Consider the following 24,114-nt stretch of genomic DNA (forward strand, 5'->3'; position numbering starts at 1 on the left):
CGCCGCCGCCTCACGCGAACGGATTGCGCCCGCCCATGATCTGCAGAAGGTAGCTGCCGGAGGCCGTGATGAGCAAAAAGCCGTGGAACGCCTCTATCGACGCGATGAAGCGCAGGTGCCCGGAGGGGATCAGATCCCCGCGCCCCAGCGTGGTGTAGTTGACGAGCGAGAAGTAGTAGTAGTCCATGAAGGCAAGGTCGCTGCCCGCATCCGGCGGAGCGGCCGTGAGGTTGCCGATGCCCAGTCCATGGACGACCAGCCAGAAGCCCCCCGCATAGAAAAGCGCCTCGATCAGATGGGCCAGCGTCAATGCGGACACCGCAAGCGCCAGGCAGCGTCCCGGATGGAGCGAGGGATTTACGTAGGCCGCGGCGCCGCGCATCGCCAGATAGTGGATCGTGGTGTTTAGGGCGACGAGAAACGCAGAGACCAGCATTACGATCAGCATTCTATTTCAAGTCCGGTGGTTGAGTGCGGTCGCCGGACGCTGGGCCACTTTTCCAGGGGCTGCAAGGCGATGCTGTTTCTGAGCGTGCGTCCGAATTCCCGCCCCTCAAGGTTCGCGGACCCGATCGTTCAATTGACCGCTGGGCCCATGGGTCGGCCCGACCGGCTGCCGATCGCCGAGAGGGAGATCAGGATGCCGCCTTTTCGGAGCACGGCCCGATAGTCCGCGGCAGTTGTGCGATGGCCTGCTCCCATGAAACGTCCTCGATCTGCGGTCAGCCTGTGCTCCGATCGAGGAGACAGGATCAGCGACACGACGTTGTGGCGCTGGTTCCATCGCTCGGCGGCCAGTAGATGGAGATGCTTGCGCACCGGCACTTGAACCGCGTCGGCCGCGTCCGCGCCGTCGATCAAAAATCGCCACCGCTCCGTAGCTTGCAACAGGTTGCGCCGCAATTCTCATCGATCTGCCCGGTCCGCCTGTCGGGGGCCATTGACAGTCCGCCGGGCCGCGCGCAACTTGCGCCGGGGAGGCCAAGCTGAATACCGATTTCGCCTTAGAAACGTCGAATCTGACGAAATCGTTCGCGGGCTTCACCGCGGTCGATAACGTGTCTTTGCAGGTAAGGCGCGGGACCATCCACGCGCTGATCGGTCCCAACGGGGCCGGCAAGAGCACGATGTTCAACCTGATCACCAAGTTTCTCGAGCCGACCACCGGAACGATCCTTCTGAACGGCGAAGACATCACCAAGGCCAAGCCCGCCGCGATCGCCCGCAAGGGGGCGGTACGGTCATTCCAGATATCTTCGGTATTTCCGCATCTAAGCCTGCTCGACAATATCCGCGTATCGTTGCAGCGGCGGATGAACAATTCCTACAACTTCTGGACATCCGATCGGCGGCTGGACGGGCTGAACGACGACGCCCGCGCAATCCTGGCCGAGGTCGGGCTGGAGGATTCGGAGGATCTGCCGGCGATCGAACTGCCCTATGGGCGCAAGCGTTTGCTGGAACTGGCCACCACCCTGGCGCTGAAGCCGAAGGTCATGCTGCTGGACGAACCCATGGCGGGCATGGGCACCGGCGACGTGAAGCGCGTCGCGGAAATCATCCGGCGCGTTGCCAAGAACCGCACCGTCCTGATGGTCGAGCACAATCTGGACGTGGTGGCGGATCTGTCGGACCGGATCAGTGTGCTGCAGGCGGGGGCGATCCTGGCCGAGGGGACCTATGAGGAGGTCAGCAACAATCCCGATGTGCGCTCGGCCTACATGGGGACCGACGATGTCTGAGACGATGCTGAAGGTGCGGGATCTGCAGGCATGGTATGGCGAAAGCCACGTTCTGCACGGCATGAATTTCGAGGTTCCCAAGGGTGAGATCGTAACACTTCTGGGCCGGAACGGCGCCGGCAAGACCACGACTCTGCGCTGCATCATCGGGCTGTTGCGGCAGCGCGAAGGCTCGGTCACTTTCATGGGTGAAGAGACGATTGGGCAGAGCGCCAACGTGATCGCGCGCCGCGGAATCGCCTTCTGCCCGGAGGAGCGCGGCATATTCGCGTCGCTCAGCGTGCGCGAGAACCTGCTGTTGCCGCCGAAAGTGGCCGAAGGCGGCATGAGCCTCGACCGGATCTACGAACTGTTCCCGATCCTGAAGAAACGCGGTGGATCGCAGGGAACCAAGCTTTCGGGCGGCGAGCAGCAGATGCTGGCCATCGCGCGGATCCTGCGCAGCGGGGCACGTCTGCTGCTGCTTGACGAGCCGACCGAGGGCCTGGCCCCCGTGATCGTCCAGCAAATCGGCGAGATCATCGGCAACCTGCGTGACGAAGGCTTCACCATTCTCCTGGTGGAGCAGAATTTCCGGTTCGCCGAACGTATGGGCGACCGCCATTTCGTCGTCGAGCACGGACAGGTCATCGACCGGTTCGACCGCGACGAACTCGACGGCAACCGCGGTAAGATCACCGGCTATCTCGGCGTCTGACCGGGACGCCATCGAATGTTCAACGGGAGGAAGACCATGACACGGACGAAAGCCACATTGCTTGCAGGCGCAGCGAGCCTGCTCGCCACCGCGGCAAGCGCCCAGGGTATCAGCAACGACACCGTAAAGATCGGGATGATTCTCGACATGTCGGGTGCCTATTCGGCGCTGGACGGTGAGGGTTCGATCGCCGCCGTCAGGATGGCGATAGAGGAGATGGGCGGAGAGATCGACGGCAAGCCCATCGAACTGCTGACCGCCGATCACCAGAACAAGGCCGACATCGGTTCCAACCTGGCGCGGCAATGGGCCGACCAGGAGAATGTCGACATGATCCTTGGCGGTGCCAATTCGGGCGTCGGCATCGCGCTGCAGGACATCACCAGCGAGAAGGGCATCGCCTATATCAACAACGGGGCCGCCACGGCCGCGCTGACGAACGAGAACTGCGCCCCCGAGACGGGGCTTCACTGGACCTACGACACCGACGCGCTGGCCAACGGCACGGCGGTCGCGATGGTCAAGGAAGGCAAGAAGTCGTGGTATTTCATCACCGCCGATTACACCTTCGGCCAGAAACTGCAGGAAAACGCGTCCGAAGCGGTCAAGGCCAACGGCGGCGAAGTCCTGGGAAGCGTCGCCGCGCCCTTCCCGACGCAGGATTTCTCTTCCTTCATCCTGCAGGCCCAGGCATCGGGCGCGCAGGTAATCGGTCTGGCCAATGCGGGCACCGACACCCAGAACTCGGTCAAGCAGGCCCAGGAATTCGGTGTCGTGCAGGGCGGCCAGTCGCTGGCGTCGCTGCTGCTGTTCCTGACGGATGTGGACGCGATCGGCCTGGATGTCGCGCAGGGGCTGACCCTGACGACCGGCTTCTACTGGGATCAGGACGAGGAGGCCCGCGCGTGGAGCAGCAAATTCGAAGAGCGGTTCGGCGCAAAGCCGACGATGGTGCAGGCCGGGATGTATTCGTCGGCGCTGAACTACCTCAAGGCGGTGCAGGAAGCCGGAACCGATGACGCCAAAACCGTCGTGGCGCAACTGAAGGAGATGCCGATCGAGGACGCCTTCGCCCGCAACGGCCGCGTGCGTGAGGATGGCCTGATGGTGCACGACATGTTCCTGGCCGAGGTGAAGACCCCCGACGAGAGCGAAGGGCGCTGGGACTACTACAACATCATCCGCACCATTCCCGGCGACGAGGCGTTTCGCTCGATCGAGGACGGCACCTGCGAAGCGGTCAAAGGGTAGCAACCCCCAGACAGCGCGGCGGCATCCGGGCCGCCGCGCGCCCACCCCCAGGCCGAGGCCGGTTCGATGATGGATCTTCTAGGCATTCCGCTTCCCGTGCTGATGGGACAGCTTCTGATCGGGCTGATCAACGGGGCTTTCTATGCGGTGCTCAGCCTGGGCCTGGCGCTGATCTTCGGGCTGCTGAACATCGTGAACTTCGCCCACGGCGCGCTTTACATGGTCGGCGCGTTCGTGGCCTTCCTGCTGCTGGACGTGCTCGGCATCGGCTACTGGTGGGCGCTCCTGCTTTCGCCGGTCATCGTGGGCCTGTTCGGCATGGTGATCGAACGCTTCCTGCTGCGCCCCATCGCGGATCTGGACCATCTCTACGGCTTGCTGCTGACCTTCGGTCTGGCGCTTCTTCTGGAGGGGCTGTTCCGGCAGGTCTACGGCGTGGCGGGCGAGACCTACGCCATCCCCGACTCGCTGCAGGGCGGCTACAACCTCGGCTTCATGTTCCTTCCCACCTATCGCGCCTGGGTGCTGGCGGCGTCGATCGTCGTCTGCGCGGCCACCTGGTATCTCATCGAGATGACGCGGCTGGGCGCCACGATGCGCGCCGCGGTCGAGAACGCCGACCTGGTCCGCGCCTTCGGCGTGAACGTGCCGCTTCTGGTGACGGTGACCTACGGGTTCGGCGTGGCGCTGGCCGCCTTCGCCGGTGTGCTGGCCGCGCCGATCTATTCCGTCAATCCACTGATGGGATCGAACATCATCATCGTGGTCTTCGCCATCGTCGTCATCGGCGGGCTGGGGTCCATCAAAGGGGCGATCATCTCCGGCTTTCTGCTGGGCCTGTTCGAGGGGCTGACGCGCGTCTTCTATCCAGAGGCGTCCAACATCATCATCTTCGTGGTCATGGCTATCGTGCTGATCGTGCGACCGGCTGGCCTGTTCGGAAAGGCGGCGTGACGTCATGAGCGACGAGACCAGATCCACCGCCGGAACGGCGTCGAAAGGCTGGCTGTCGGACGTGCGCCTCTGGGCCGCGATCGGCTTCGTCGCGCTGCTGATCGCGCCGCAATTCCTGTATCCGGTGATGGTTGCCAAGATCCTCTGCTTTGCGCTGTTCGCAGCGGCCTTCAACTTGCTGCTGGGTTTTGCGGGGTTGCTGTCCTTTGGCCATGCGGCGTTCTTCGGCTTCGCGGCCTACGTGACCGGCTACGCGTTGCAGACGCTCCGGTTCTCGGCCGAACTGGGGATCCTGGCGGGCGTCGCGGTTGCCGCTCTGCTGGGGCTCGTGATGGGGTTGCTCGCGATCCGGCGGCAGGGCATCTACTTTGCGATGATCACCCTGGCGCTGTCGCAGATGGTCTATTTCGTGGCGCTTCAGGCTCCGTTCACCGGAGGCGAGGACGGCCTGCAGGGCGTGCCGCGCCGGCCGCTCTTCGGCATCTTCGACCTTTCGACGAACATGGAAGTCTATTATCTGGTCCTCGCCATCTTCTGCATCGGCATCTTCATCATCTACCGAACGGTCAATTCGCCCTTCGGCCAGGTCCTCAAATCCATCAGAGAGAACGAGGACCGCGCCATTTCACTGGGATACGACGCCGACCGCTACAAGCTGCTGGCCTTCGTCCTCTCCGCAGCCCTGTCGGGCCTTGCCGGATCCACCAAGGTCATGGTGTTCCAGCTGGCATCGCTCACCGACGTGCAATGGCAGATGAGCGGCGAGGTCGTGCTGATGGCCGTTCTGGGTGGCATCGGGACGATGCTTGGCCCGATCCTGGGCGCGACGATCATCGTGACGTTGCAGAACGAACTGGCGCAGGTGGGCTCCCTGTCGACCATCGTGCAGGGGGCGGTGTTCGTCGTATGCGTCCTGCTTTTCCGACGCGGCATCGTGGGTGAGATCGGGCCGCGCCTCCGCCGCTGGCGGAACCGCTAGACCGGGCGGGGTGCCGGGGCGGCCTGTCCCGCGACGCGCAGGTTCGCATCGGCTGGGGACACAAAGCCAGTCCATGCGCGGGCGCCGCTGCGTTTCGTGCCAGCTAAATGGCGCCAGACCGATCCTTGATCTACAATTGAGCCCAGCCGGAATGGCGCGCGTCTCGAACGGAGAGGGTGGGGCGCAGCGGCGCATGGAACCGTCCTTGGTCGGCCTTCGACCCGCGATCCGCGCCCGGTTCAACGCGTGGCCGACGCCTTCGCTCGGAAGGGAGTCGAACCGCGAGGCGTGACGACCGCGCTCGCGGCGCTATTGTCAGTCGGGTTCGTACGATTCCATGCGGGAGCCGGCCGATATGACCGCCAGAACCGTTTTCTCCGTTGCCGCGACCCTTGCCGCGCTCCTTGGGCTGGCGGCGTCGATCTCCGCTTATCTGAGTCCGGCCACCGGCGTCGACGACACGGCCGGCCCGCTGCTGACCGCACTTGGAAATGCGGGGATGGCCGGATTGGCGCTGGTCCTTTTGTTCGTGGCCTGGGGACGGGCCGCGCTGGTGACCCTCTATCTCACGACGGCGCTTGCGACCTGCCTGGCCGCGCTTCTCCTGCAACAACCGCTGATCCTGTTTCCCGCCCTGGTGGCCCTCATCATCCTGCCCCTTGGCCATCTGATCGGAGACGGCTGATGACCCGTACCATCGCATATTTCATTCTTCTGTGCCTGAGCGCGACGCCACTGGTCGCGCAGGATCGCTGGGACACGTTTCACGGTCAGCTGTCGGCGCAGAAATACGCGCCCGCGGACCAGATCACGGCCCGGAACGTCGGCAACCTGAAGCGTCAGTGGACTGTCCATACCGGCGATATGTCCGACGGAAGCGGGGACCTGCCGCCCACCGTATGGTCGGCCACCCCGATCTATGCCAACGACGCCCTCTATTTCGGCACGCCTTTCTACCGGATCCTTGCGCTCGACCCCGCAACCGGTGAAGAGAAGTGGAGCTACGACAGCCGGTCGCGCCTTGAGGCGTTGACTCAGCCCGCGTTGAAGAACCGCGGCGTCGCCTACTGGGAGGCTGCCCAGCCCGAAGCGGGCCAGCCCTGCCAAAGGCGCGTCTATCTGGGGACCATGACCGCGACGCTTCACGCTGTCGACGCGGATACCGGGCAGCCCTGCGCCGGGTTCGCGCAGAACGGCATCCTCGACGTAAATCAGTGGAACACCACCAACGCCCGCTGGCCGCTGTCGCTGCTGCAACCGCCGACCGTGGTGGGCGACACGCTGGTGCTGGGCTGGGCGGGCAAAGACTGGGCGCTGTCAGAGGCGCCGCCGGGTACCGTCTTCGGCATCGATGCGCGCAGCGGCGCGTTGAAGTGGACGGTCGAATTCATCCCCGAGGAGATCCGCCAGCGCACCGGCACGGCCAATGTCTGGACGGCGATGAGCGCGGATCCGGATCTGGGACTGGTTTACATGCCGGTCTCCTCTCCGTCGCCCAACTACTGGGGCGGCAATCGCACCCAGGAGATCCCGCTTGCCACATCCGTCACTGCCGTAGAGGTGGAAAGCGGCAACATCGCCTGGTCGCGCCAGCTTATCCATCACGACATCTGGGATTACGACACCAACGCCGCGCCGGTTCTGATCGACATCGAACGCGATGGCAGGATGATTCCGGCGTTGGTGCAGACCACCAAGCAGGGCTTTCTCTACGTCCTCGACCGCCGGACCGGAGAGCCGTTGTTCGACTGGAAAGAGACTGCCGTGCCGGCGTCGGACGCCATGGGCGAAGCCGCCGCGCCGACGCAGCCCTTTCCCGTCGCGCCGCCGCCCACCAATGACCCGGAGGCATGGCCCGGCACCTGGTGGCTGGCAGATCTGGTCTCGTTCGGCGGCTGCTCCCGCAGGGCCGGTAAAATGCGCTACGACGGACTCTACAGCCCGCCGTCTGTCGAAGGCACGCTCACCTATCCCGGCACGTCTGGCGGCATGCGGTGGGGCGCCGGCAGTTTCGATCCCGAAACCGGCCTGTTCTATGTCAATGCCAGCCGCGTCGTGCAGATCTATCGCCTGGTCCCGCGCGAAGAATATCAGAAGATCGCCGGCGGCTCCGGCAATGAGGCCGGCTACTACCCGCAGGAGGGAGCGCCCTATGGCTTCTATCTCTCCAACTTCCAGAACTGGGCCGGTATGCCCTGCTGGAAGCCGCCCTTCGGCACCATGTCGGCCTATGACATCGCCAAAGGGGAAAAGGTCTGGGAGGTCCCTTTCGGGCGGGTGCAGCGCTACGGCTTCTACATGCCCGCCAGCTGGGCCCCCCCACGATCGGCGGCCCGGCCGTCACCGGGGGCGGAGTGATCTTTATTGGCGCGTCGATCGACGCACGGGTACGCGCGCTCGACGCCTCGACGGGCAAGGAGTTATGGTACGACAACGTCATGGCCCCAGCAGTCGCCAACCCGGCGGTGTTCGAGCACCAGGGCCGCCAATGGGTCGTCTTCGCGGCCGGCGGCAACTCCATACTGAAACCCGAAGTCGGCGATCAGATCGCCGCCTATGCACTGCCCGACTAGCTCGATGTGTCGACACAGGTCTCGGCGTTGCACGCTGCCATTGGCATGACCTGCTCGTCCGCAGAACAACGGGCTCGCATGCGCGAACCAGTCTCGGGCGCCGGGTTGCCAGTAGCGCAGGGCCAGCCCAGCACGGAGAGGCGGGCGTCGGGTCCAGAGGCTCGTCGCCTCGCGCCGTTCCGGCGGCCAGCGCCGCGACACGCCGCGCAGCTCGCGCTCGGCCGCGGCGTCGTCCGTGGTCCGCAGGTGATCGCCCACCCCCGTCGCCAAGAACGCGCAAGGCGCCATGTCACAAGCGAAGGTACGGCGAACGGCGGCGATGACATTCGGACCGATGCCGCTGTCTGGGAAGTCTTTGCGCCAGACATTGTCGGACTGGCGAAGGGCCCGCGCCGGGTCGTCCACCGGGCTCACGGGTGGCTCGAAGCAGAAGTGCCGCTCCACCGAGACGTCGGCATCCATGCGCGCGCCCGCGGTTGAGATTTGTCCCTGTATACCCTGACCGTCGAACACCAGGTCCAACGTCGCTCGCGTGGGCGACAACGCCCATGTCGCCCGCGAGGACCGGATCCGCGCTCAAACGACAGGAGCCGTCGGGTGTCAGCACCTCACGCATGTCCCGGCGGCGACACGGTTCTCTTGCCGCGGAGGGCGATCGGCATGCCCGCGAGCGGTGTCTACCGGCATCCGTCCGACCTGTCGGACAGACATCGCGATCGAGCTGCGGGCGGACGCGGGCCGCGCCGCCGGAGGCTCCGACAGCTGGCCCCGGACGGCCCGCCCGGTACCCGCCTGGCGACCGGAGGTGCGGAACATCGGCCACGGTCATCCGGCAACGCGGACCGGCCTGGTCCGCCTGCCACATCGTGCCGGGCGTCCGCACAAGCGACTTGAAACTTGCCGGCCCCGATTAAGTTCATGCCATACGAGTGCGATCTCATGTGCCAAGTAAAGGAGTGACGTCAATGAATGTCGCCCCCCTGCCCCTTCCCCTTCCTGAAGCCATGGACCTTTTCACCCGCACGCGTGCGCGGTCCCGGGCTCTTGCTGCGCCGCTCAGTCCAGAGGACACCATGCTGCAAAGCATGGAAGATGCGTCGCCCGCCAAATGGCACCTGGCCCATACCACGTGGTTCTTCGAGGAGTTCATCCTCAAGCCGCGTCTGCCCGGCTACGCCTCACCCGACGACCGTTTCGCGGTGTTGTTTAACTCCTACTACACCCAGGCCGGGCCCCGACACGCACGCGACCGGCGCGGCCTGGTCTCGCGTCCCGGCGGCGACGCGGTGCGCGACTATCGCGCCCATGTAGAAGACAGCCTGACCGACCTGATGACCGCGCGGCGCGATGACGCAGAGGAAATCGCCGCGCTGGTCGAACTGGGCTGCCACCACGAAATGCAGCATCAGGAGCTCCTGATCACCGATCTGCTGCATGGACTCAGCTTCAACCCGCTGCTGCCCGCCTACAAGGATCCCGAACCCCTACCCGTCACGTCGGAGGTGCCGCTGACCTTCGCCCGCCACGACGGCGGGCTGGTCGAAATCGGCCACCACGGCGGCGGCTTTGCCTATGATTGCGAGGGGCCGCGCCACAGGCTCTGGCTCGACCCGTTCGAGATCGCCAGCCGCCCCGTCACCAACCGCGACTGGATCGCGTTCATGGATGACGGCGGCTATGCCGACAGCCGGCTGTGGCTGATGGAGGGCCACGCGGTCGCCACGCGTGAAGGATGGGAGCATCCGCTTTACTGGTGGCATCAGGACGGTGCCTGGTGGAGCTTTACCCTACGCGGCCCGCAGCCCGTGGCGCTGGACGCCCCGGTGGTGCATGTCAGCTATTACGAGGCGGACGCCTTTGCCCGCTGGGCCGGCGCCCGCCTACCGACAGAGGCCGAGCACGAGACCGCCTTTCGCAAGGTGCCGGTGGGGGGCAACCTGATGGGCGATGCCGAGGCGCTCGGCGCCCTCCGCCCGCTGCCCGGTCCAGGCATCTGGGGCGACGTGTGGGAGTGGACCGCATCGGACTTCGCGCCCTATCCGGGTTTCCGGCCTCCGGACGGCGCTTTGGGCGAATACAACGGCAAGTTCATGGTGAACCAGCGGGTATTGCGGGGCGGGTCCTGCGCCACGCCAAAGGACCAGCTGCGCCCGACCTACCGGACCTTCTTCTACCCCCACCAGCGCTGGCAAATGCTCGGTCTGCGCCTTGCCCGGGACGCATCGTGACCGTTCTGCGCGCGCCGGCGTCCTCCGGCGCCGCCCGGGAAGCCGCTCAGGAATCCGTCCGGAACGCGGCCCTGCGCGCAGAGGCGATCGCGGGGCTGACGGCCCGCGAAAAGTCGCTCGCGCCCAAGTGGCTCTACGACGAACGCGGCAGCGCACTCTTCGAACGCATCACCGGTCTGCCGGAGTACTATCCGACCCGGACCGAGACGGCGATCCTGCGCCGCCACGCTGCCCAGCTGGGATCACTGGTGCCGCCGGGCGGCGCGCTGGTGGAGCTGGGGTCCGGCGCCTCCGTCAAGACCCGGATCCTGCTGGACGCGGGCGCGCATTTCGGCGCCTACGTCCCGATAGACATTTCGCCGGAATTTCTGACCCGCACGGCAGAGGACCTGCGGCGCCGCTATCGGGACCTGCCGATCATCCCGCTCACGGGGGATTTCTCCCGCCCCCTGAACCTTCCGGGCGCGGCGTTGGACCTGCCAAAGATCGGGTTCTTCCCCGGATCGACCATCGGCAATCTGGATCCGGCAGCCGCGCGGGCGTTGCTGGAACGCGTCCGCGGCTGGCCGGGAACGGAGGGCTTCATCCTCGGTGTGGATCTGGTCAAGGACCCGGAGGAGCTCGTCGCGGCCTACGACGACGCCCAGGGCGTCACGGCCGCGTTCATATCCAACATCCTGGTGCGGCTGAACCGCGAAGCCGGGGCGAATTTCGATCCAGACGCTTTCGCCTACGAAGCGCTCTGGAACGCGGACCTGGCGCGCATCGACATGCGCCTCGTCTCGACCCGGAAACAGGTCGTGTATCTGTCCGGCACAAGGATCGATTTCGCTGCCGATGAGCCGATCCACGTAAGCGCGTCGCGGAAATACACCGGCGACAGTCTGGCCGCCCTGGCGACCGCGTCCGGGTGGCGCGTGGCACAGTCTTTCGCGGACGAGGGGAACAGGTTTCTCGTCGCCTGCCTCGTCCCGGGCCGCCCCTCTTCCGGAACTGAATCCTAGAGCATGATGAGATTAGCTTGAAGCGTATCCAGTATTGGCGAGGTAGTTCGCGCACTCCTGTGGGCTGAAGCGGTCGAGCAGTGTCCCGATCCTGCGCCACGTTGCCTCCATTGTGCGCTCGGCTGCGTTGCGGAGCATGTGTTTGAGCTTCGAGAAGACCTGTTCAATCGGGTTCAGGTCGGGGCTGTAGGGCGGCAGAAAAAGTAGATGCGCTTTCGCGTTACGGATCGCCTGCCGCACGGCTTGCCCTTTGTGGCTGCCCAGATTGTCCATAACCACCACATCGCCCGGGCGCAGGGTTGGGACGAGCACGTGCGCGACATAAGCCCGGAACGCTTCGCCGTTGACGGGACCGTCCAAAACAAAGGGCGCGTCGATCCGATCATGACGCAGCGCTGCGATAAAGGTCATGGTGCGCCAGTGACCATGCGGGGCCCGCCCGATCAGGCGTTCACCTCTGGGAGCCCAGCCGCGCAGCGGGGCCATGTTGGTCTTGGCCCAGGTTTCATCAATGAACACGAGACGACGGGGGTCGATCCGGCCCTGGTGCCGCTTCCAGCGCACACGGCGGCGGCTCACGTCGGGGCGGTTCTGCTCCTCGGCGAGTTGGGTCTTTTTTTGAACGAGTAGCCCGTGCGGCGCACGAAGGCCCAGACGGTGCGGTAGTCGACCTTGAGCCCGCGCTCGGCCAGTTCCACCACCAGTCCGCGCAGTGTGAACGGCTCCGTTATCCGCTCCAGAAGCCACGCCTCATGCCCGCCTGCAATCTTGCGTGGCGGGTGGCCGCCTGTCCCTGCCGGAGCGCAACTCCCGGTCGCACGCAAACGCTGCGACCACTTCACAACACTGGACGGAGCCACATCCAGGGCCGCTGCGACCTGACGCACGCTCTCGCCCCCCAACAGCCGCGCCATTGCCCTCTCTCGAAGGTCCATTGAAAGTGCTCTACCCACTACTCGCCCTCCATCTTGTGGTCGGCAACAGTGAATCACCAAAATGCAGGCCTGTGAATCCTCTATCGATTCAGGCTGATTTCATCCCGCTCTAGCCGCGAACCCCGGGGTAAACCGGCTTGGCCGCTTGGCGCAGACACGCCCCGGCGTCGCCGAGCGCGGGGTCGATGCTGAGGGGCGGGCACCAGCGATCAGGACCGGGTTTCGCGCCCGGCTGCAGGTACAAGAGGAGAACCGTATCCGAGATCGCTACAGCGAACGAGCGGGATCTAACCCGATTTCGGCTAGCCGACCCCTGTTTGACCAGTGGTGGCAGGGCGTTGAAGATGCTTTTCTGAACAAGGCAAAGCGCTCGTACACTCGATATGAAGATTTGGATTTCAAACAATAAACAAGGTGGTTGCGGGCGAGAGCCGATGGGAGGGGAAGGGTCACGTCCGGGCGCTCCCGAAGCAAAAGCACGACCCGCTCAGACCGTCGACGTACAAGCGAAAGAAACGTGCAAGTTGCAACACGCTCATTGAGCAAACGGACGCAGCTACGCAACGTCATAAATCATTTCGGTAGAAACCGACCTATATCAGCAAGTTTGGGTTACGCGAGTAAGATTTAGTATGGCTAATTCAGAACAACCGCCCGACGAAGAATCCGACCCCGACAGGGCCGACAAAGCGCCCGAAGACTCGGACCCGGCGATCCAGGGGTTGGACAGGGACGATTGGGACCGTATCCTTCACGCCGTCAGAATGTTCAGCATCAACCGCGATTTCGCACGGACGATCGAGAAGGTCGAGCGAATTTATGCAAGGATCGAACGCGATCGGTGAAGCGTACCGGGGCGCTTTCATCGCACCCCACAAGGTCCTTCGGAGACCGAACTCCGCTTCGTCCACAGCGCCGATCTGCACCATGGGCGGACCTTCGGCCGGTTCGAAGAGGCCGATCGCCTTCGCTTCGCGCGGCTCTAAGCCATTGCGACCGCTGCCCCGATCGCCCGGTCGCAAGCGGCGCCGCACGTGCTCATCGCCGGCGATCTTTTCGACACGGTCAACCCCGCCACCGGTAGATGGCGAAAGGCCGCCGCGATCATGTCGTAGGCCGCGCATGTGACCTGGTGGCTCCTGCCCGGGAACCACGACGATTGCGGGACGGGCAGGGACGGCGGCCGTCGCACATGGGAACAGATCCGGGCACTCGACCAGCCGAATGTCAACGTGATCGAAAAGCCGGTGCCGATGGCGGTGCGTGAGGACGCCGTACCGCTTCCTGCGCCGCTCATGCATCGGCATGTGTCGGACCGATCCGACCGCATGGATCACCGATCACCACGCACGTCAGGACCTATTTAGGATCGGGATCGCGCATGGGTCGATCCGGGGGTTTTCCGAAGGCGATGCGCCCTCTGACATCATCGCGCCCGACCGGGACCGGCAGGCGCGGCTGGACTGCCTTGCCTTGGGCGACTGGCATGGCGCCATGAAGGCGTCCGACCGCTGCTACTACGCCGGGGCGCCGGAACGGACCCGTTTCCGCCACGACGGCGCAGGCGTCTGTCTGGTCGCGGCGCCCGGGGCGGTGCCCAAGGTCGAGCGTCACCGCGGCGGTCAGCTTGAGTGGCGGCAGGTCGAACTGGACCTTCTTCCCACCGACGTTCCCGAAGCCATGCTGACAGCGCGTCTCCCCCAGGGACCGCGGCGCAACCGACCCGGTCACCATAGGGCCGATCGGTGACGGGCTGATGCTGCGGTCCGAGCCAAACGAGGCTGGAAAATCGGCACTCTTCGATGCTCTCCGAGCGCTTCACCGCAGCACCAAGGCGGACGCCAGGGCGCTTCAGTCCCGATCCGGCGGCACGGTCGTCGTCGGACTGGAGGCAGAGCACGAAGGTTTCCGCTGGCGGATCCGCAAGCAATGGCTCTGATGGTGTGACCGCCCCCCGACGGCATCTGGTGTGCCAAGGTTGGTCAGCGACGATCCACGAGGAGGGCGGTCATGTCGGAGATTACTACGGTCGGGCTCGATCTGGCGAAGAATGTGTTTCAACTGCATGGCGCGGACGCGTCTGGACGGGCGGTGCTGCGGCGCAAGCTGCGGCGCGGTCAGGTGCTCGAGGTGCTGGCGGGGCTGCCGCGATGCACAGTGGCGATGGAGGCGTGCGGCGGGGCGCACTACTGGGGCCGGGAGATCGGCAAGCTGGGTCATGAGGTCCGGCTGATCCCGCCGGCCTACGTGAAGCCATTCGTGCGGCGGCAAAAGAACGATGCGGCCGACGCGGAGGCGATCTGCGAGGCGGCGCAGCGGCCGAACATGCGCTTTGTGTCAGTGAAGAGCGACGAGAAGCAGGGGGCGGCGGCCGTCTTTCGGATGCGCGAGCTGCTGATCCGGCAGCGCACGCAAACGATCAACGCATTGCGCGGCCACCTGACCGAGTTTGGTGAGGTCGTCCCGCAAGGTGCCGCGAGTATGCGTCGGCTGATCGCACTGATCGAAGAGCCCGACAGCGATCTGCCCGAGACGGCACGGGCGACGTTGCAGGTCCTTGTGGACGGCCTGCGCCATCTCGATGAGCGGATCGCCGGGCTCGACGCTGAGATCGCCCGCCGGGCCCGCGAAGACGACACCGCACGGCGGCTGATGACGATCCCCGGGATCGGGCCGCTGATCGCCACGGCGCTGGCCACGCTGGCACCGCCGCCGGAGACATTCCGGAAGGCACGTGACTTCGCCGCCTGGTTGGGCCTCACGCCGAGGCAGCATTCCACGGGTGGCAAACAGCGGCTTGGGGCGACCACGAAGATGGGCGAGCGCTCGCTCAGGCGACTTCTGATCATCGGGGCCAACAGCGTCATCATCAAACGGCACACCCACGCTGCGGCCAAGCCCGGCACCTGGCTGGGCGGTCTGCTCGCACGCAAGTCGGGGATGCTGGTGCGGGTGGCGCTCGCGAACAAGATGGCGCGGATCGTCTGGGCCTTGATGGCCCGGGGCGGCGTTTACAGGGCTCCGGTCGCGACGGCGTAAGCCGTCAGCGGTCGGGGGGGCGTCGGAGCGTAAGAGGGCAAGGAGCGGTATGGCGCAGCGATCATGAGACGGGATCGGGAGAACCAGGGCGCAACAGAGTGCCTTCGAGCACGCGGCTTTGATCTGGACCCGATCCTCGACCACCATACGGGCCCGCGGCATCCAAGGTCGCATCACGAGGCCGGATACATGTCAGCACCCGATGGCGCGTCAGACCAAGCTTTGAAGATCCCTCTTGCGCACGGGGCGGTTATACATGTTGGACTGAGGCACGGGTGTGCGTGACGATGTGCTGCTCCACCAGGATGACGCTGCTGAGGCATGGATCAGCGTCTGTTCCGACGACGAGCGGATCGCGGCGAAGCTCGATGCGTCGCACCGGTCGTCAGAGAACCTGCAGATCATCACGCTGTCTTGCCGGCTTCGCGCGTTTCGGGAGCTTGCCGCGAGACGGGTCACAATCGAACGGACGCACCGCGACCAATGAGTTTGGGTGCATCCGACACGGCCTCGTTGCGCCGCTTTGCAACGTCAGCCGCACGCCGCACCCGACCATCGAAACGGGCGGGGCAGGCGTCTATTCCATCCGCAGCCCTTCGAACCCGAGCGCGGGCAGGATCGCCGGACTCTCCAGCATCCCGCGGGCCGTGTGGCCGACGCCCTCGGCCTCGATCAGGCTCCATCCGAACGTCCAGCCCCTCTCGTCTGCGACGGCCCGCGCCATGTCAAATGTTTGGCGGCCGCGGTCGAGCCGGTCGTCGCCTTGCCGGTCGGCCTGCGCATTGCGGGTCAGGCTTTCGTCGCCGGTGTCTTCGGACCCCAGGTAGACAGTCACCGGTGCTGCAAGGTAAGCCTGCAGGAGCGGGTCCGGATCCATCCCTTCGGGAAGGCCGCCGAAGCCATAGGGTGCGGCCTCGTCTGTCGTGGGCAGCACGTAGGTAGAGGGATTTGCAAGGACGATCCGTTCCACGTCGCGCGGTTCGGCATAGGCCGCATAGCGGGACAGGAACTGACCGCCAGCGGAATGGCCGAAAAGATAGATCGGCGCCCCAGCACCTTCGCGGTCACGGATCCAGTCGATGAGATCGCCCACCAGTTCGATGGTCCAGACCTCCGGATCGCGCAGCTGGCCGTCCTCGATCACACCGGCGCGATGGTAGCGCCAGTTGGGAAACCGTTCCTCGTCGAAAAGTGGCGCATAGATCGTGAAGCAGGAACGGTCCGCCACCGTCCGGGCAGAGTCCCGGTAAGATTCGGCGCCCCGTCCATTGCCGTGGAACACCACCAGCACTGCGGGTGCGGCGCATTCCGACGGGCGGTAGGAAAATATTTCCATCGACAGTCCATCCACTTCGGCCACGGTCGCATCCACGCCGAAGCGCCGATCGACGCCTTCCGTTCCGCCGGGCGAGGCAAAAGCCGCCGAAAGCCCCGCAATCAGGATCAGCGCCCAAGGGGTTGAAATCTTCATTCTGCGTTCTTTCGCCTCCGGGGCCGTTCCGATATTCGGCGCCTCTCTGGACTTGTGTTTGCGGACCCGGATCGGCAAGAGCCGATCGCATGTTTGCGGCCCTGGATCGCCAACAGCGGATCGCAGCGCGGTGGACTTTTCGTGCCCGGGCTCCAATAGATGACTGCCGACCAAATGGACGCTGCGGATGACCGTGCCGATTTCGACCGATAGCGAGGGCCTTGTGCCCGTCACACTGGAGTCACGCGGACGCCTTTCCGATCTGTTCGAGGCCAACGGCCGCGCCTGCTGGTTTCTCTATCCACCGTTTCTCCATCTGACCGGATTGCGCCGCGGGCATCGGATACTGGAAGAGGCCCATGACGGAGCGGTGACCCTTTACAAGGCGCGGGATACGGAGTCGGGCCGCTCTCTTGAGCTTTTCGTTCCGCCCATACCGGCCACCCCCGCAACCCTGGCCCATGCCGTGGCCCGCGTGCGTGCCATCAGCCCTGCATCCCCTGTTCGCATCCGCCACGTCGAGGAACGCGACCTTGCCGCCGTCGCCCGCGCCGGCTTCGTCCTGCGCGACCGCGACGAAGAGTTCATCTACGATACGGCAAAGATCACGGCGCTTGAGGGATCGGACTTCAGGCGCTTGCGGCGGGAGATTGCCAAGACCTCCGCCCACTCCGGGTTGTCCGTGCGCGACTACGCCCCGGGCGACGAGGATGCCTGTCTTGCGGTGCTCGACCGTTGGCGGGAGCGTCTCAAGGCGGCCGATCTGCCCGCCGAAGGATACCGGCTGACCGCGAATTGCCTGCGCCACGCTTCGGGCTGGCCGCCGGACGCGATCCGGGGTCGAGTGTGCGAAGTCAACGGCGAAGTCCGTGGGTTTGCGTTCTCCGGTCCGATCAGTCGATCCTGCGGGAACATGTTCATCTGCATCACCGACACCGATCTGCGCGGTCTGGCATATCTCATGCGCTACGACCAGGTGACGCTCTGGCCGACTCTGGCGGAGTTCAACTCCGGCGGGGATGCCGGACGTACAGGGCTGAGTGAGCTCAAGCAGTCGTTCCGTCCGGTGCGCATGCAGCGGATCTACCGCGCAACCATGACATGAGCGAAACGAGAACCGATATGGACGCATTGCCCGCCGCGCTCGACGGCCTCTCGCGGATAGAGGTCTCCGATTGTGAGGTCTTCGATGCGGCGGTGGCGGCGTCAGGTGCGACCGGATGGACCTACTATTTTCCTTACCTGCATTTCTTCAGCCAGCTTTCGGGTGGTGAGCGGGTACTTTTCGAGCGGACCGCGAACGCCGTGCTTGTCTATCGGCTTGTCCGGAAGCGGGATCGACTGACGCTTTCCCTTCTCGTACCGCCGTTTCCGTTCGACCACGACGCGCTGGACATCGCCGGCGCGCGGATGGCGGAGGTCAACCGCGACGGGAGGCAGCGCATCAGCCGGGTGCCGGAGGAACTGGCCTGGGCGGTCGCGCGCGCTGGGTTCGAATTGCGGTTCAACGACGACGAATACATCTACGACGCGGCGCAGGTGCGTGAGATGGAAGGGCGGGGCTACGCCTCCTTGCGCCGCAAGATCGGCCGGTTCGACCGGGATGCCATGGATATCCGTCCGTATGGCGCAGCCGAACGTGCGGGGTGCGAGGCGCTGCTGGAGGACTGGCGGCAGACCCTCACTGAGCGGGGAATCCGCATCGGACCGTACAAGACCTACGCACAGAGATGCCTTGCGAACGACGGAGCGTTCCACTCCTCCCGGCTGAGGGGCGAGGTGATCGAGATCGACGGTGCAATCGCGGCCTTTACCTTCGGAGGCCCGATCGACGCGGAGAGCGCAAGCCTGTTCATCACGGTATCGGACCATCGCCAGCCCGGATTGGCCTATCTCCAGCGGCATCGGTTCATGGCGCACGATCCCGGCCCCCGTCTGTTCAACGATTTCGTTGACAGCGGCCGTGCCGGGCTGGCCCAGATGAAGCGGACGTTCCGCCCGGTCCGAATGCACACGCTGCTCAGCGCCCGCAGGTCATGAAGGCTGCCCGCGCCTCGATTCGTCCGCGTCGCATCGCCGACCGAAGTTTGCCGTCGCAGAGATTTCCAGCTTTCTACCTATGCGTGTGGTGATCAATAATTGCACAACCATAGCATTAGCTCGGCCAGTGATTATGCATGTTGGGCAACCAGAAAAAATGTAGTCTTGCCAGACCATCCCCCTCAAAACCCGCATAAGTTGTTTCGGCGCCTTTTTTTAATGAATTGTGCCGCAATTCGTTGCGGAACGCGAAAACAACAGTAAACCAGTGTTGGAATTGTGTGGCCTGCGTGTCCCATCCAAGAATTTTTGAGAGGTATTACCGTGGTCGCGATGCTGCCCAAGAAGCGAATCGACAATGCCAAGCGGGCGTTCAGCACACGCCGCGTGCCGACCGGCGACATGCGCCGGCTCTTGACCGGCGATCTGCGCCCGGAGCCTGGCGACCTGGTGCTTGCCCGGGTGGATGAGATCCTGAAGCACACGAAGCTGGAACTCACCGACGGCCGGAAGGCGCACATGTTTCCCGGCGACGAGATCATCGTCGCGTTCGGGCACCGATATGCACCCGACCAGTACGAGGCGCAGATCGGTGAGGACCTGTCGCCTTGCGATCTGGTCGCTGCCGGCGGGCTCGCATCCGTCGAGATTTCACGCCATGAGCGGATGCTGCCGCCCACCCGCATCTCTCCGCTGGGCCTTCTGGCACGCGCTGACGGAACCCGGATGAATCTGGCCGATTACGGCGTGCGGGCCGGAGAGGGGCCCCCGCCCATCGCGGCGCTGCTGTCCCTGGGCACCTCGATGAACGCAGGCAAGACGCTCACGGCCATGTCGATGGTCCGCGGGCTCAAGCGCCTCGGCCACAAGGTCGCCGCGCTCAAGATCACCGGGACCGGCGCGGGTGGCGACATCTGGATCGTGCGCGACGCCGGGGCCGACGTGGTGGCCGATTTCACGGATGCCGGGTTCGCCAGCACCTATCTGACCCCGATCGAGGACATCGAGAGAGGATGCGCGCGGCTTCTCAACTACGCCGCCGACCAGGGCTGCGACATCGCGGTGATCGAGATCGCGGACGGTCTCCAGCAGCTCGAGACCTCGCGGCTGATCCACAGCCGCTCGATCCTGGACGTGACGCTGGGCACGGTCTTCGCAGCCTACGACGCCATGGGTGCGAAATACGGGGTCGATGTACTGAGAGCGGCGGGCCACAACGTCATCGCCATGAGCGGGCGTCTGGGCCGCTCTCCTCTTGGTGTGCGCGAGGCGGAGGCCGCTACCGGCCTTCGCGTGTTCAGCCCGTGGGAACTGCAGGACGGGATGCTAATTCCGACGATCCGCAGCTGCGCCGTCGCGGCGCTCAAGGCCCAAGGTGGCGACGTTCCGCATCTTCACCGGCTGGCACGCGATGTGCTGGATCCGGCAGTCGTGCGGACATCGAATGTCGTAAACCTGATGTCGCCGGCCGCGGTACGGGAAGAGCAGGCCCGCGCCGTGCTGACCTGCGCGATCGAGCATGTCATGTCCGCGGAGGTCGACGCGCTTTGCGGTGCGTCTTTCGGCGTGCGCGGCGCGACCCGGAAAAACCGGCGCAACGGATTCCGGCCGCGTCGTGTCGCGACCGTCCTGGGCGATCTCTGGGTCCGGGTTCCGCGTCTGCGCCGGGGGGGCTATGGTCCTGGGGAAACGCTTTCGGTTGCCAGCCGTGAGGCGGTCGAGGCGGTGCTCTACTCCGCGAACGGCCCCGGTTTCGAGGCGGCCGTGTCCGCTCTGGTCGATGCGATCCGGCCCGAAACGGTGTCCGTTCCCGTGACGGGTTCTCTGGGTCAGGCGGTGATGTCCGCGATCCAGTCCGCCACTCAGACGACCGATCCGACCGTCGGACGCCTACCGCAGCAGGCCGCCGTGGCGGTAGATGACGGCGAGTTCGATAGCGATCTGGATGACGACGAGCAGGATTCGCTCGACCTTATGAACGAGTACGGGCATACTCGTCGGGCCGAAGGGTTCAACTCCTACGGGCGTCCGCCGTCCCGTGCCGCCGGCGGTGCGGCACCCGACTACGCTCCGCTTCGCTACATCCCGATTCCGGGCGAATGATCCAATCCCGACCCCAACCGGGGCGGGACGCGCGATAGGGACCCGACCCATGGCCCGACGCCGCAAGGCAGGTGAACGATCCACGATCGACAGGCTCTGGCGCGCATCGCGCGGCGGCTTGGCCGTGGTTCTGATTTTCAGCGCGTTCGTCAACGTGCTGAAGTTCGCGATGCCGCTGTATCTGCTGCAGGTTCTGGACCGGATCCCGGCCAGCCGCAGCCTTGAGACCCTGGTGATGCTCACCGCCATCACGGCTGTCGCGCTGGCGGCGGGCTATGCGCTGGATATCGTCCGCGGCCGGATGATGGGCCGATGGAGCGCATGGATCGAGGCCAATCTGGGTCCGGAGATCATGCGCCTGGGAACGGGTTACGGCGACGCGCGCGACGAGCAAAACACAGATCAGGCGCTGACCGACCTTGCCGCCGTGAGCCGCTTTGCCGGCCGGTCGATGCTGCGCTGGCTGGATCTCATCTGGGCCCCGGTCTTCATCTTCGGCGTCTACCTGATCCATCCCGTTCTGGGATTCGTGGCGATCGGGGCGACGGCCCTGCTGGTCCTGATGGGCGTATTGCAGGACCGCACCACAAGCCCGTCGCGGCGGGCCGCCAGCGCCGCGCGCCGCGACGGGGGCGAACTCGTGCGCACGCTCGACCGGAACCGGGAATCGGTGGGCGGCCTTCAAATGGGGGAGAACCTGACCGCCCAATGGCGCCGCAAGGAGACCGGCCGCCTGGTCGAGCGGCAGACCACCGATGCCCGCGGCGACATGTTCCGCACGCTCATGGGGGGACTCGGCCAATATATGCGCATCGGCCTTCTGGCGGTCGGTGTCTGGCTGGTGGTGCTCGACCAGATAAGCCTGGGCAGCATCTTCGCCGCGCGGGTCATGGCGGGGTTCGGTTTTCGCCTGGTTGAGGGCGCGGTACGCAACTGGCGCGGGACGCGTGAAGCCCGCGATGCCTATGTCCGGCTGGTCAAGCACCTGTCACCCGCGGATGCCGCCCCTGTATCCGTGCTGAAGGGCATAGAGACCGCGCCGATGGTGCTCGATTCCGTGGGCCACCGGTATCCCTATCAGCGCAACAGCCTTTTCCGCAGGCTGTCGCTTTCCATCGAACCGGGGGAATTTCTGCTGATCACTGGCCCGGCCGGCGCGGGCAAGACGACGTTGACGCGGATCCTGGTCGGCCTGATCGCGCCGCGCTACGGCACCGCCCGACTGGGCGATGTGGACGTCACACGCCTGCCGCCGGACATGCGCGGACGGCTGATCGGTTACATGCCTCAACACACCGAGCTCTTCGACGCCACGATCCGCGAGAACATCGCCCGCATGGGCGACGCGCCGCTCGAAGAGGTCGTCGAGGTGGCGAAGCTGGTGGGTATCCACGACTTCGTGGTCGAACTGCCGGAAGGATACGATACCGTGATCGGCTCCGGCAACAGCGGCATCCTCAGCGGCAGCCAGAGAAAGCGCATCGGGATGGCCCGGGCGTTTTTCGGCCATCCCCGCCTGATTGTCCTGGACGAGCCTTCGGCCAATCTGGACTCGCCGTCGCGCCGGGTCATGGAGGCCGCCATGAAGTCCCGCCGGGCGGCCGGTGCCACGATCATCGCGACGCAGGCCATCGACTCGCCCCGGCTGTCCCGTCTGGCCGACCGCAACCTGACCCTGGGCGACAAGATCGAGATCACCGAGAAGCAACGCGGCTCATCCCGCCGGGCCAAGCTGAGGACGGTCAAATGACCCATGCCGACGACACTCCGACCGACACGGCGTTCCGGCACCCCTTCGGACCCGGCCTGGCCATCGCGGGCTTCGCGATCATCCTGTTTTTCGGCGGCACCTTCGCGGCCTGGTCCGTCATCGTTCCCATGGCCAGCGCGGTCGTCGCGCCGGGACTGGTCAGCGTCGACACCAACGTGCGCACGGTCCAGCACCTGGAGGGCGGCATCATCCAGAGCATCGAGGTGCGCGAGGGCACGGAGGTCGAGGCCGGCGACATCCTGCTGCGCCTGGACAACACGATCCCCGCCGCCGTGATGACCGAGGTCCAGGCCCGGATATTCGAGCTTCAGGCGCTGGAGGCGCGGCTCCTGGCGGAACGCGACGGGGCGGACAAGGTGACGTTCCCGAAGGAGCTTCGGCTCAAGGTCGGTGACGCGGCCGCGCAGGAGGCCATGCAGGGGCAGAAGGAAGTCTTCGCCAGCCGGCGGGCGCTGCTGTCGGACCGGCTGACCGTCCTGGAGCAGACCCGTGCCGGTATCGAGAGCGAGATCGAGGGCCTGGAAGGGCAGATCGCATCGGCCGAGCGCCAGCTGTCCCTTCTGGGCGATGAGATGGAAACGGTGACCACCCTGCTCGACAGGCAGTTGGCCCAGCGCAGCCGCCTTCAGGAACTCCAGCGCGAGCAGGCCAAGCTGGAAGGAACGATCTCCTCCAACCGCGCGGCAATCGGGACCGCGCGCCAGAGGATGGAAGAGACGACCCTGCGCATGTCCGAACTGCGTGCGTCGGAAGCGAACTCCGTGGTCGAGGAACTTCGGGCGACGCGGGCCAACGCCTACGAGTTGCGCCAGAAACTGGCCGAAGCGCGCGACGTTCTGCGCCGGACAGAGATCATCGCGCCGATTCCCGGCGTCGTCGTCAATCTGGGCGTCAGCACCGTGGGCGGCGTCGTCGCGCCCGGTCAGGCATTGCTCGACCTTGTGCCGAGCGGCGACAAGCTGGTGATCCAGGCGACCATCGATCCGCTGGACATCGATCAGGTGTCCGTGGGGCTTCCGGCGACCGTCTGGCTGTCGGCGCTGAACAGGCGCAGCCAGACCGGGATCGAGGGCAGCGTCAAGACGATCTCGGCCGACCGGATCACCGACCCCCGCACGGGCGCGGCGTATTACCTGTCGCGGATTGAGCTCGACCCCGAGGACGTGGAGGGCAGCGAGGTTCCCCTGCAACCGGGAATGAGCGCCGAGATCATGATACGGACCGGGGAGCGCACGGCCTGGGATTATATCGCAGCGCCGATTTCGCGGGCGATTTCGCGGGGCCTGCGAGAAGAGTGAGCTTTCGCTGCGGTTGCGGATTTTGTTCA

24 protein-coding genes are annotated in these 24,114 nt (G+C 65.3%); 19 read left to right on the top strand and 5 right to left on the bottom strand.

What is annotated here, in order from left to right; translation table 11 throughout:
* Positions 1-10 precede the first annotated feature (10 nt).
* The gene (locus KW83_RS08870) at positions 11-448 is read right to left on the bottom strand and encodes an ion channel (protein ID WP_036177560.1); all 438 of its coding nucleotides are present in this window, start codon (positions 446-448) and stop codon (positions 11-13) included.
* A 128-nt stretch (positions 449-576) separates the two neighbouring features.
* Positions 577-861: a hypothetical protein gene (locus tag KW83_RS08875; RefSeq protein WP_036177564.1), complete on the bottom strand. Its 285-nt coding sequence runs from the start codon at positions 859-861 to the stop codon at positions 577-579.
* 197 nt (positions 862-1,058) lie between these two features.
* Here KW83_RS08875 and KW83_RS08880 point away from each other — a divergent pair, with 197 nt between their 5' ends.
* From KW83_RS08880 to egtD, 10 genes are all read left to right on the top strand, one after another.
* Positions 1,059-1,742 (top strand): ABC transporter ATP-binding protein, encoded by a 684-nt coding sequence (locus KW83_RS08880; RefSeq protein WP_327203964.1) that lies wholly within the window; start codon positions 1,059-1,061, stop codon positions 1,740-1,742.
* Entirely contained in the window at positions 1,735-2,439 is a 705-nt protein-coding gene (locus tag KW83_RS08885) for an ABC transporter ATP-binding protein (protein ID WP_036177568.1), read from the top strand. The genes KW83_RS08880 and KW83_RS08885 overlap by 8 nt, the downstream gene beginning before the upstream one ends.
* Positions 2,440-2,475: 36 nt before the next feature.
* A complete protein-coding gene (locus KW83_RS08890; RefSeq protein WP_036177835.1) occupies positions 2,476-3,690 on the top strand; it encodes an ABC transporter substrate-binding protein in 1,215 nt (404 codons plus the stop codon).
* Positions 3,691-3,756: 66 nt separating this feature from the next.
* On the top strand, positions 3,757-4,644 hold the full coding sequence (locus KW83_RS08895; RefSeq protein WP_036177571.1) for a branched-chain amino acid ABC transporter permease: 888 nt from the start codon (positions 3,757-3,759) through the stop codon (positions 4,642-4,644).
* 4 nt (positions 4,645-4,648) lie between these two features.
* Positions 4,649-5,623 (top strand): branched-chain amino acid ABC transporter permease, encoded by a 975-nt coding sequence (locus KW83_RS08900; protein WP_051928385.1) that lies wholly within the window; start codon positions 4,649-4,651, stop codon positions 5,621-5,623.
* 355 nt (positions 5,624-5,978) lie between these two features.
* Positions 5,979-6,308 carry a hypothetical protein gene (locus tag KW83_RS21140; RefSeq protein WP_036177574.1) on the top strand — a complete coding sequence of 110 codons (330 nt, stop codon included), beginning with the start codon at positions 5,979-5,981 and terminating at the stop codon, positions 6,306-6,308.
* Positions 6,308-7,981: an outer membrane protein assembly factor BamB family protein gene (locus KW83_RS08910; protein ID WP_051928386.1), complete on the top strand. Its 1,674-nt coding sequence runs from the start codon at positions 6,308-6,310 to the stop codon at positions 7,979-7,981. The genes KW83_RS21140 and KW83_RS08910 overlap by 1 nt, the downstream gene beginning before the upstream one ends.
* Positions 7,978-8,196 carry a hypothetical protein gene (locus tag KW83_RS22130; RefSeq protein WP_456088817.1) on the top strand — a complete coding sequence of 73 codons (219 nt, stop codon included), beginning with the start codon at positions 7,978-7,980 and terminating at the stop codon, positions 8,194-8,196. The genes KW83_RS08910 and KW83_RS22130 overlap by 4 nt, the downstream gene beginning before the upstream one ends.
* Before the next feature lie 965 nt (positions 8,197-9,161).
* Positions 9,162-10,424 carry an ergothioneine biosynthesis protein EgtB gene (gene egtB / locus KW83_RS08915; protein WP_036177579.1) on the top strand — a complete coding sequence of 421 codons (1,263 nt, stop codon included), beginning with the start codon at positions 9,162-9,164 and terminating at the stop codon, positions 10,422-10,424.
* A complete protein-coding gene (gene egtD, locus KW83_RS08920) occupies positions 10,421-11,428 on the top strand; it encodes an L-histidine N(alpha)-methyltransferase (protein WP_235191391.1) in 1,008 nt (335 codons plus the stop codon). Before egtB ends, egtD begins: the two co-directional genes overlap by 4 nt.
* A 12-nt stretch (positions 11,429-11,440) precedes the next feature.
* Here the strand turns inward: egtD and KW83_RS19845 are convergent.
* Together KW83_RS19845 and KW83_RS20545 are read right to left on the bottom strand one after the other, a co-directional pair.
* Positions 11,441-12,381 (bottom strand): IS630 family transposase gene (locus KW83_RS19845; RefSeq protein WP_161785428.1). Its coding sequence is split into 2 segments (ribosomal slippage): positions 11,441-12,046 and positions 12,049-12,381, totalling 939 coding nucleotides; the frame shifts between segments, so codons are not numbered across the junction.
* A 623-nt stretch (positions 12,382-13,004) separates the two neighbouring features.
* The gene (locus tag KW83_RS20545; protein WP_152563534.1) at positions 13,005-13,487 is read right to left on the bottom strand and encodes a hypothetical protein; all 483 of its coding nucleotides are present in this window, start codon (positions 13,485-13,487) and stop codon (positions 13,005-13,007) included.
* Positions 13,488-13,626: 139 nt separating this feature from the next.
* Between KW83_RS20545 and KW83_RS19115 the strand changes: the two genes are divergently transcribed.
* The 4 genes from KW83_RS19115 to KW83_RS08955 all read left to right on the top strand — a co-directional run bounded on the left by KW83_RS19115 (position 13,627) and on the right by KW83_RS08955 (position 15,889).
* Positions 13,627-14,112, top strand: coding sequence for a metallophosphoesterase family protein (locus KW83_RS19115; RefSeq protein WP_152563535.1), 486 nt, complete (start codon positions 13,627-13,629; stop codon positions 14,110-14,112).
* Positions 14,113-14,119: 7 nt separating this feature from the next.
* On the top strand, positions 14,120-14,302 hold the full coding sequence (locus KW83_RS21145) for a hypothetical protein (RefSeq protein WP_036177585.1): 183 nt from the start codon (positions 14,120-14,122) through the stop codon (positions 14,300-14,302).
* Between the two features lie 71 nt (positions 14,303-14,373).
* Positions 14,374-15,402: an IS110 family RNA-guided transposase gene (locus tag KW83_RS08950; protein ID WP_036177588.1), complete on the top strand. Its 1,029-nt coding sequence runs from the start codon at positions 14,374-14,376 to the stop codon at positions 15,400-15,402.
* A 277-nt stretch (positions 15,403-15,679) separates the two neighbouring features.
* The gene (locus tag KW83_RS08955) at positions 15,680-15,889 is read left to right on the top strand and encodes a hypothetical protein (RefSeq protein ID WP_036177591.1); all 210 of its coding nucleotides are present in this window, start codon (positions 15,680-15,682) and stop codon (positions 15,887-15,889) included.
* 90 nt (positions 15,890-15,979) lie between these two features.
* Here the strand turns inward: KW83_RS08955 and KW83_RS08960 are convergent, their stop codons facing one another.
* The gene (locus KW83_RS08960) at positions 15,980-16,873 is read right to left on the bottom strand and encodes an alpha/beta hydrolase (protein ID WP_051928389.1); all 894 of its coding nucleotides are present in this window, start codon (positions 16,871-16,873) and stop codon (positions 15,980-15,982) included.
* Between the two features lie 187 nt (positions 16,874-17,060).
* Between KW83_RS08960 and KW83_RS08965 the strand changes: the two genes are divergently transcribed.
* The 5 genes from KW83_RS08965 to KW83_RS08985 all read left to right on the top strand — a co-directional run bounded on the left by KW83_RS08965 (position 17,061) and on the right by KW83_RS08985 (position 24,085).
* A complete protein-coding gene (locus KW83_RS08965; RefSeq protein WP_036177594.1) occupies positions 17,061-17,978 on the top strand; it encodes a phosphatidylglycerol lysyltransferase domain-containing protein in 918 nt (305 codons plus the stop codon).
* Positions 17,975-18,913: a phosphatidylglycerol lysyltransferase domain-containing protein gene (locus KW83_RS08970; RefSeq protein WP_081904533.1), complete on the top strand. Its 939-nt coding sequence runs from the start codon at positions 17,975-17,977 to the stop codon at positions 18,911-18,913. Before KW83_RS08965 ends, KW83_RS08970 begins: the two co-directional genes overlap by 4 nt.
* A gap of 1,458 nt (positions 18,914-20,371) precedes the next feature.
* On the top strand, positions 20,372-21,016 hold the full coding sequence (locus KW83_RS21890) for a transposase (RefSeq protein ID WP_407667854.1): 645 nt from the start codon (positions 20,372-20,374) through the stop codon (positions 21,014-21,016).
* Positions 21,017-21,065: 49 nt separating this feature from the next.
* Positions 21,066-22,766 (top strand): type I secretion system permease/ATPase, encoded by a 1,701-nt coding sequence (locus KW83_RS08980; RefSeq protein WP_036177607.1) that lies wholly within the window; start codon positions 21,066-21,068, stop codon positions 22,764-22,766.
* Positions 22,763-24,085: an HlyD family type I secretion periplasmic adaptor subunit gene (locus tag KW83_RS08985; RefSeq protein ID WP_051928391.1), complete on the top strand. Its 1,323-nt coding sequence runs from the start codon at positions 22,763-22,765 to the stop codon at positions 24,083-24,085. Before KW83_RS08980 ends, KW83_RS08985 begins: the two co-directional genes overlap by 4 nt.
* Positions 24,086-24,114 lie beyond the last annotated feature (29 nt).

It is taken from the genome of Palleronia rufa, from assembly GCF_000743715.1.
Classification (GTDB): Bacteria; Pseudomonadota; Alphaproteobacteria; order Rhodobacterales; family Rhodobacteraceae; genus Palleronia; species Palleronia rufa.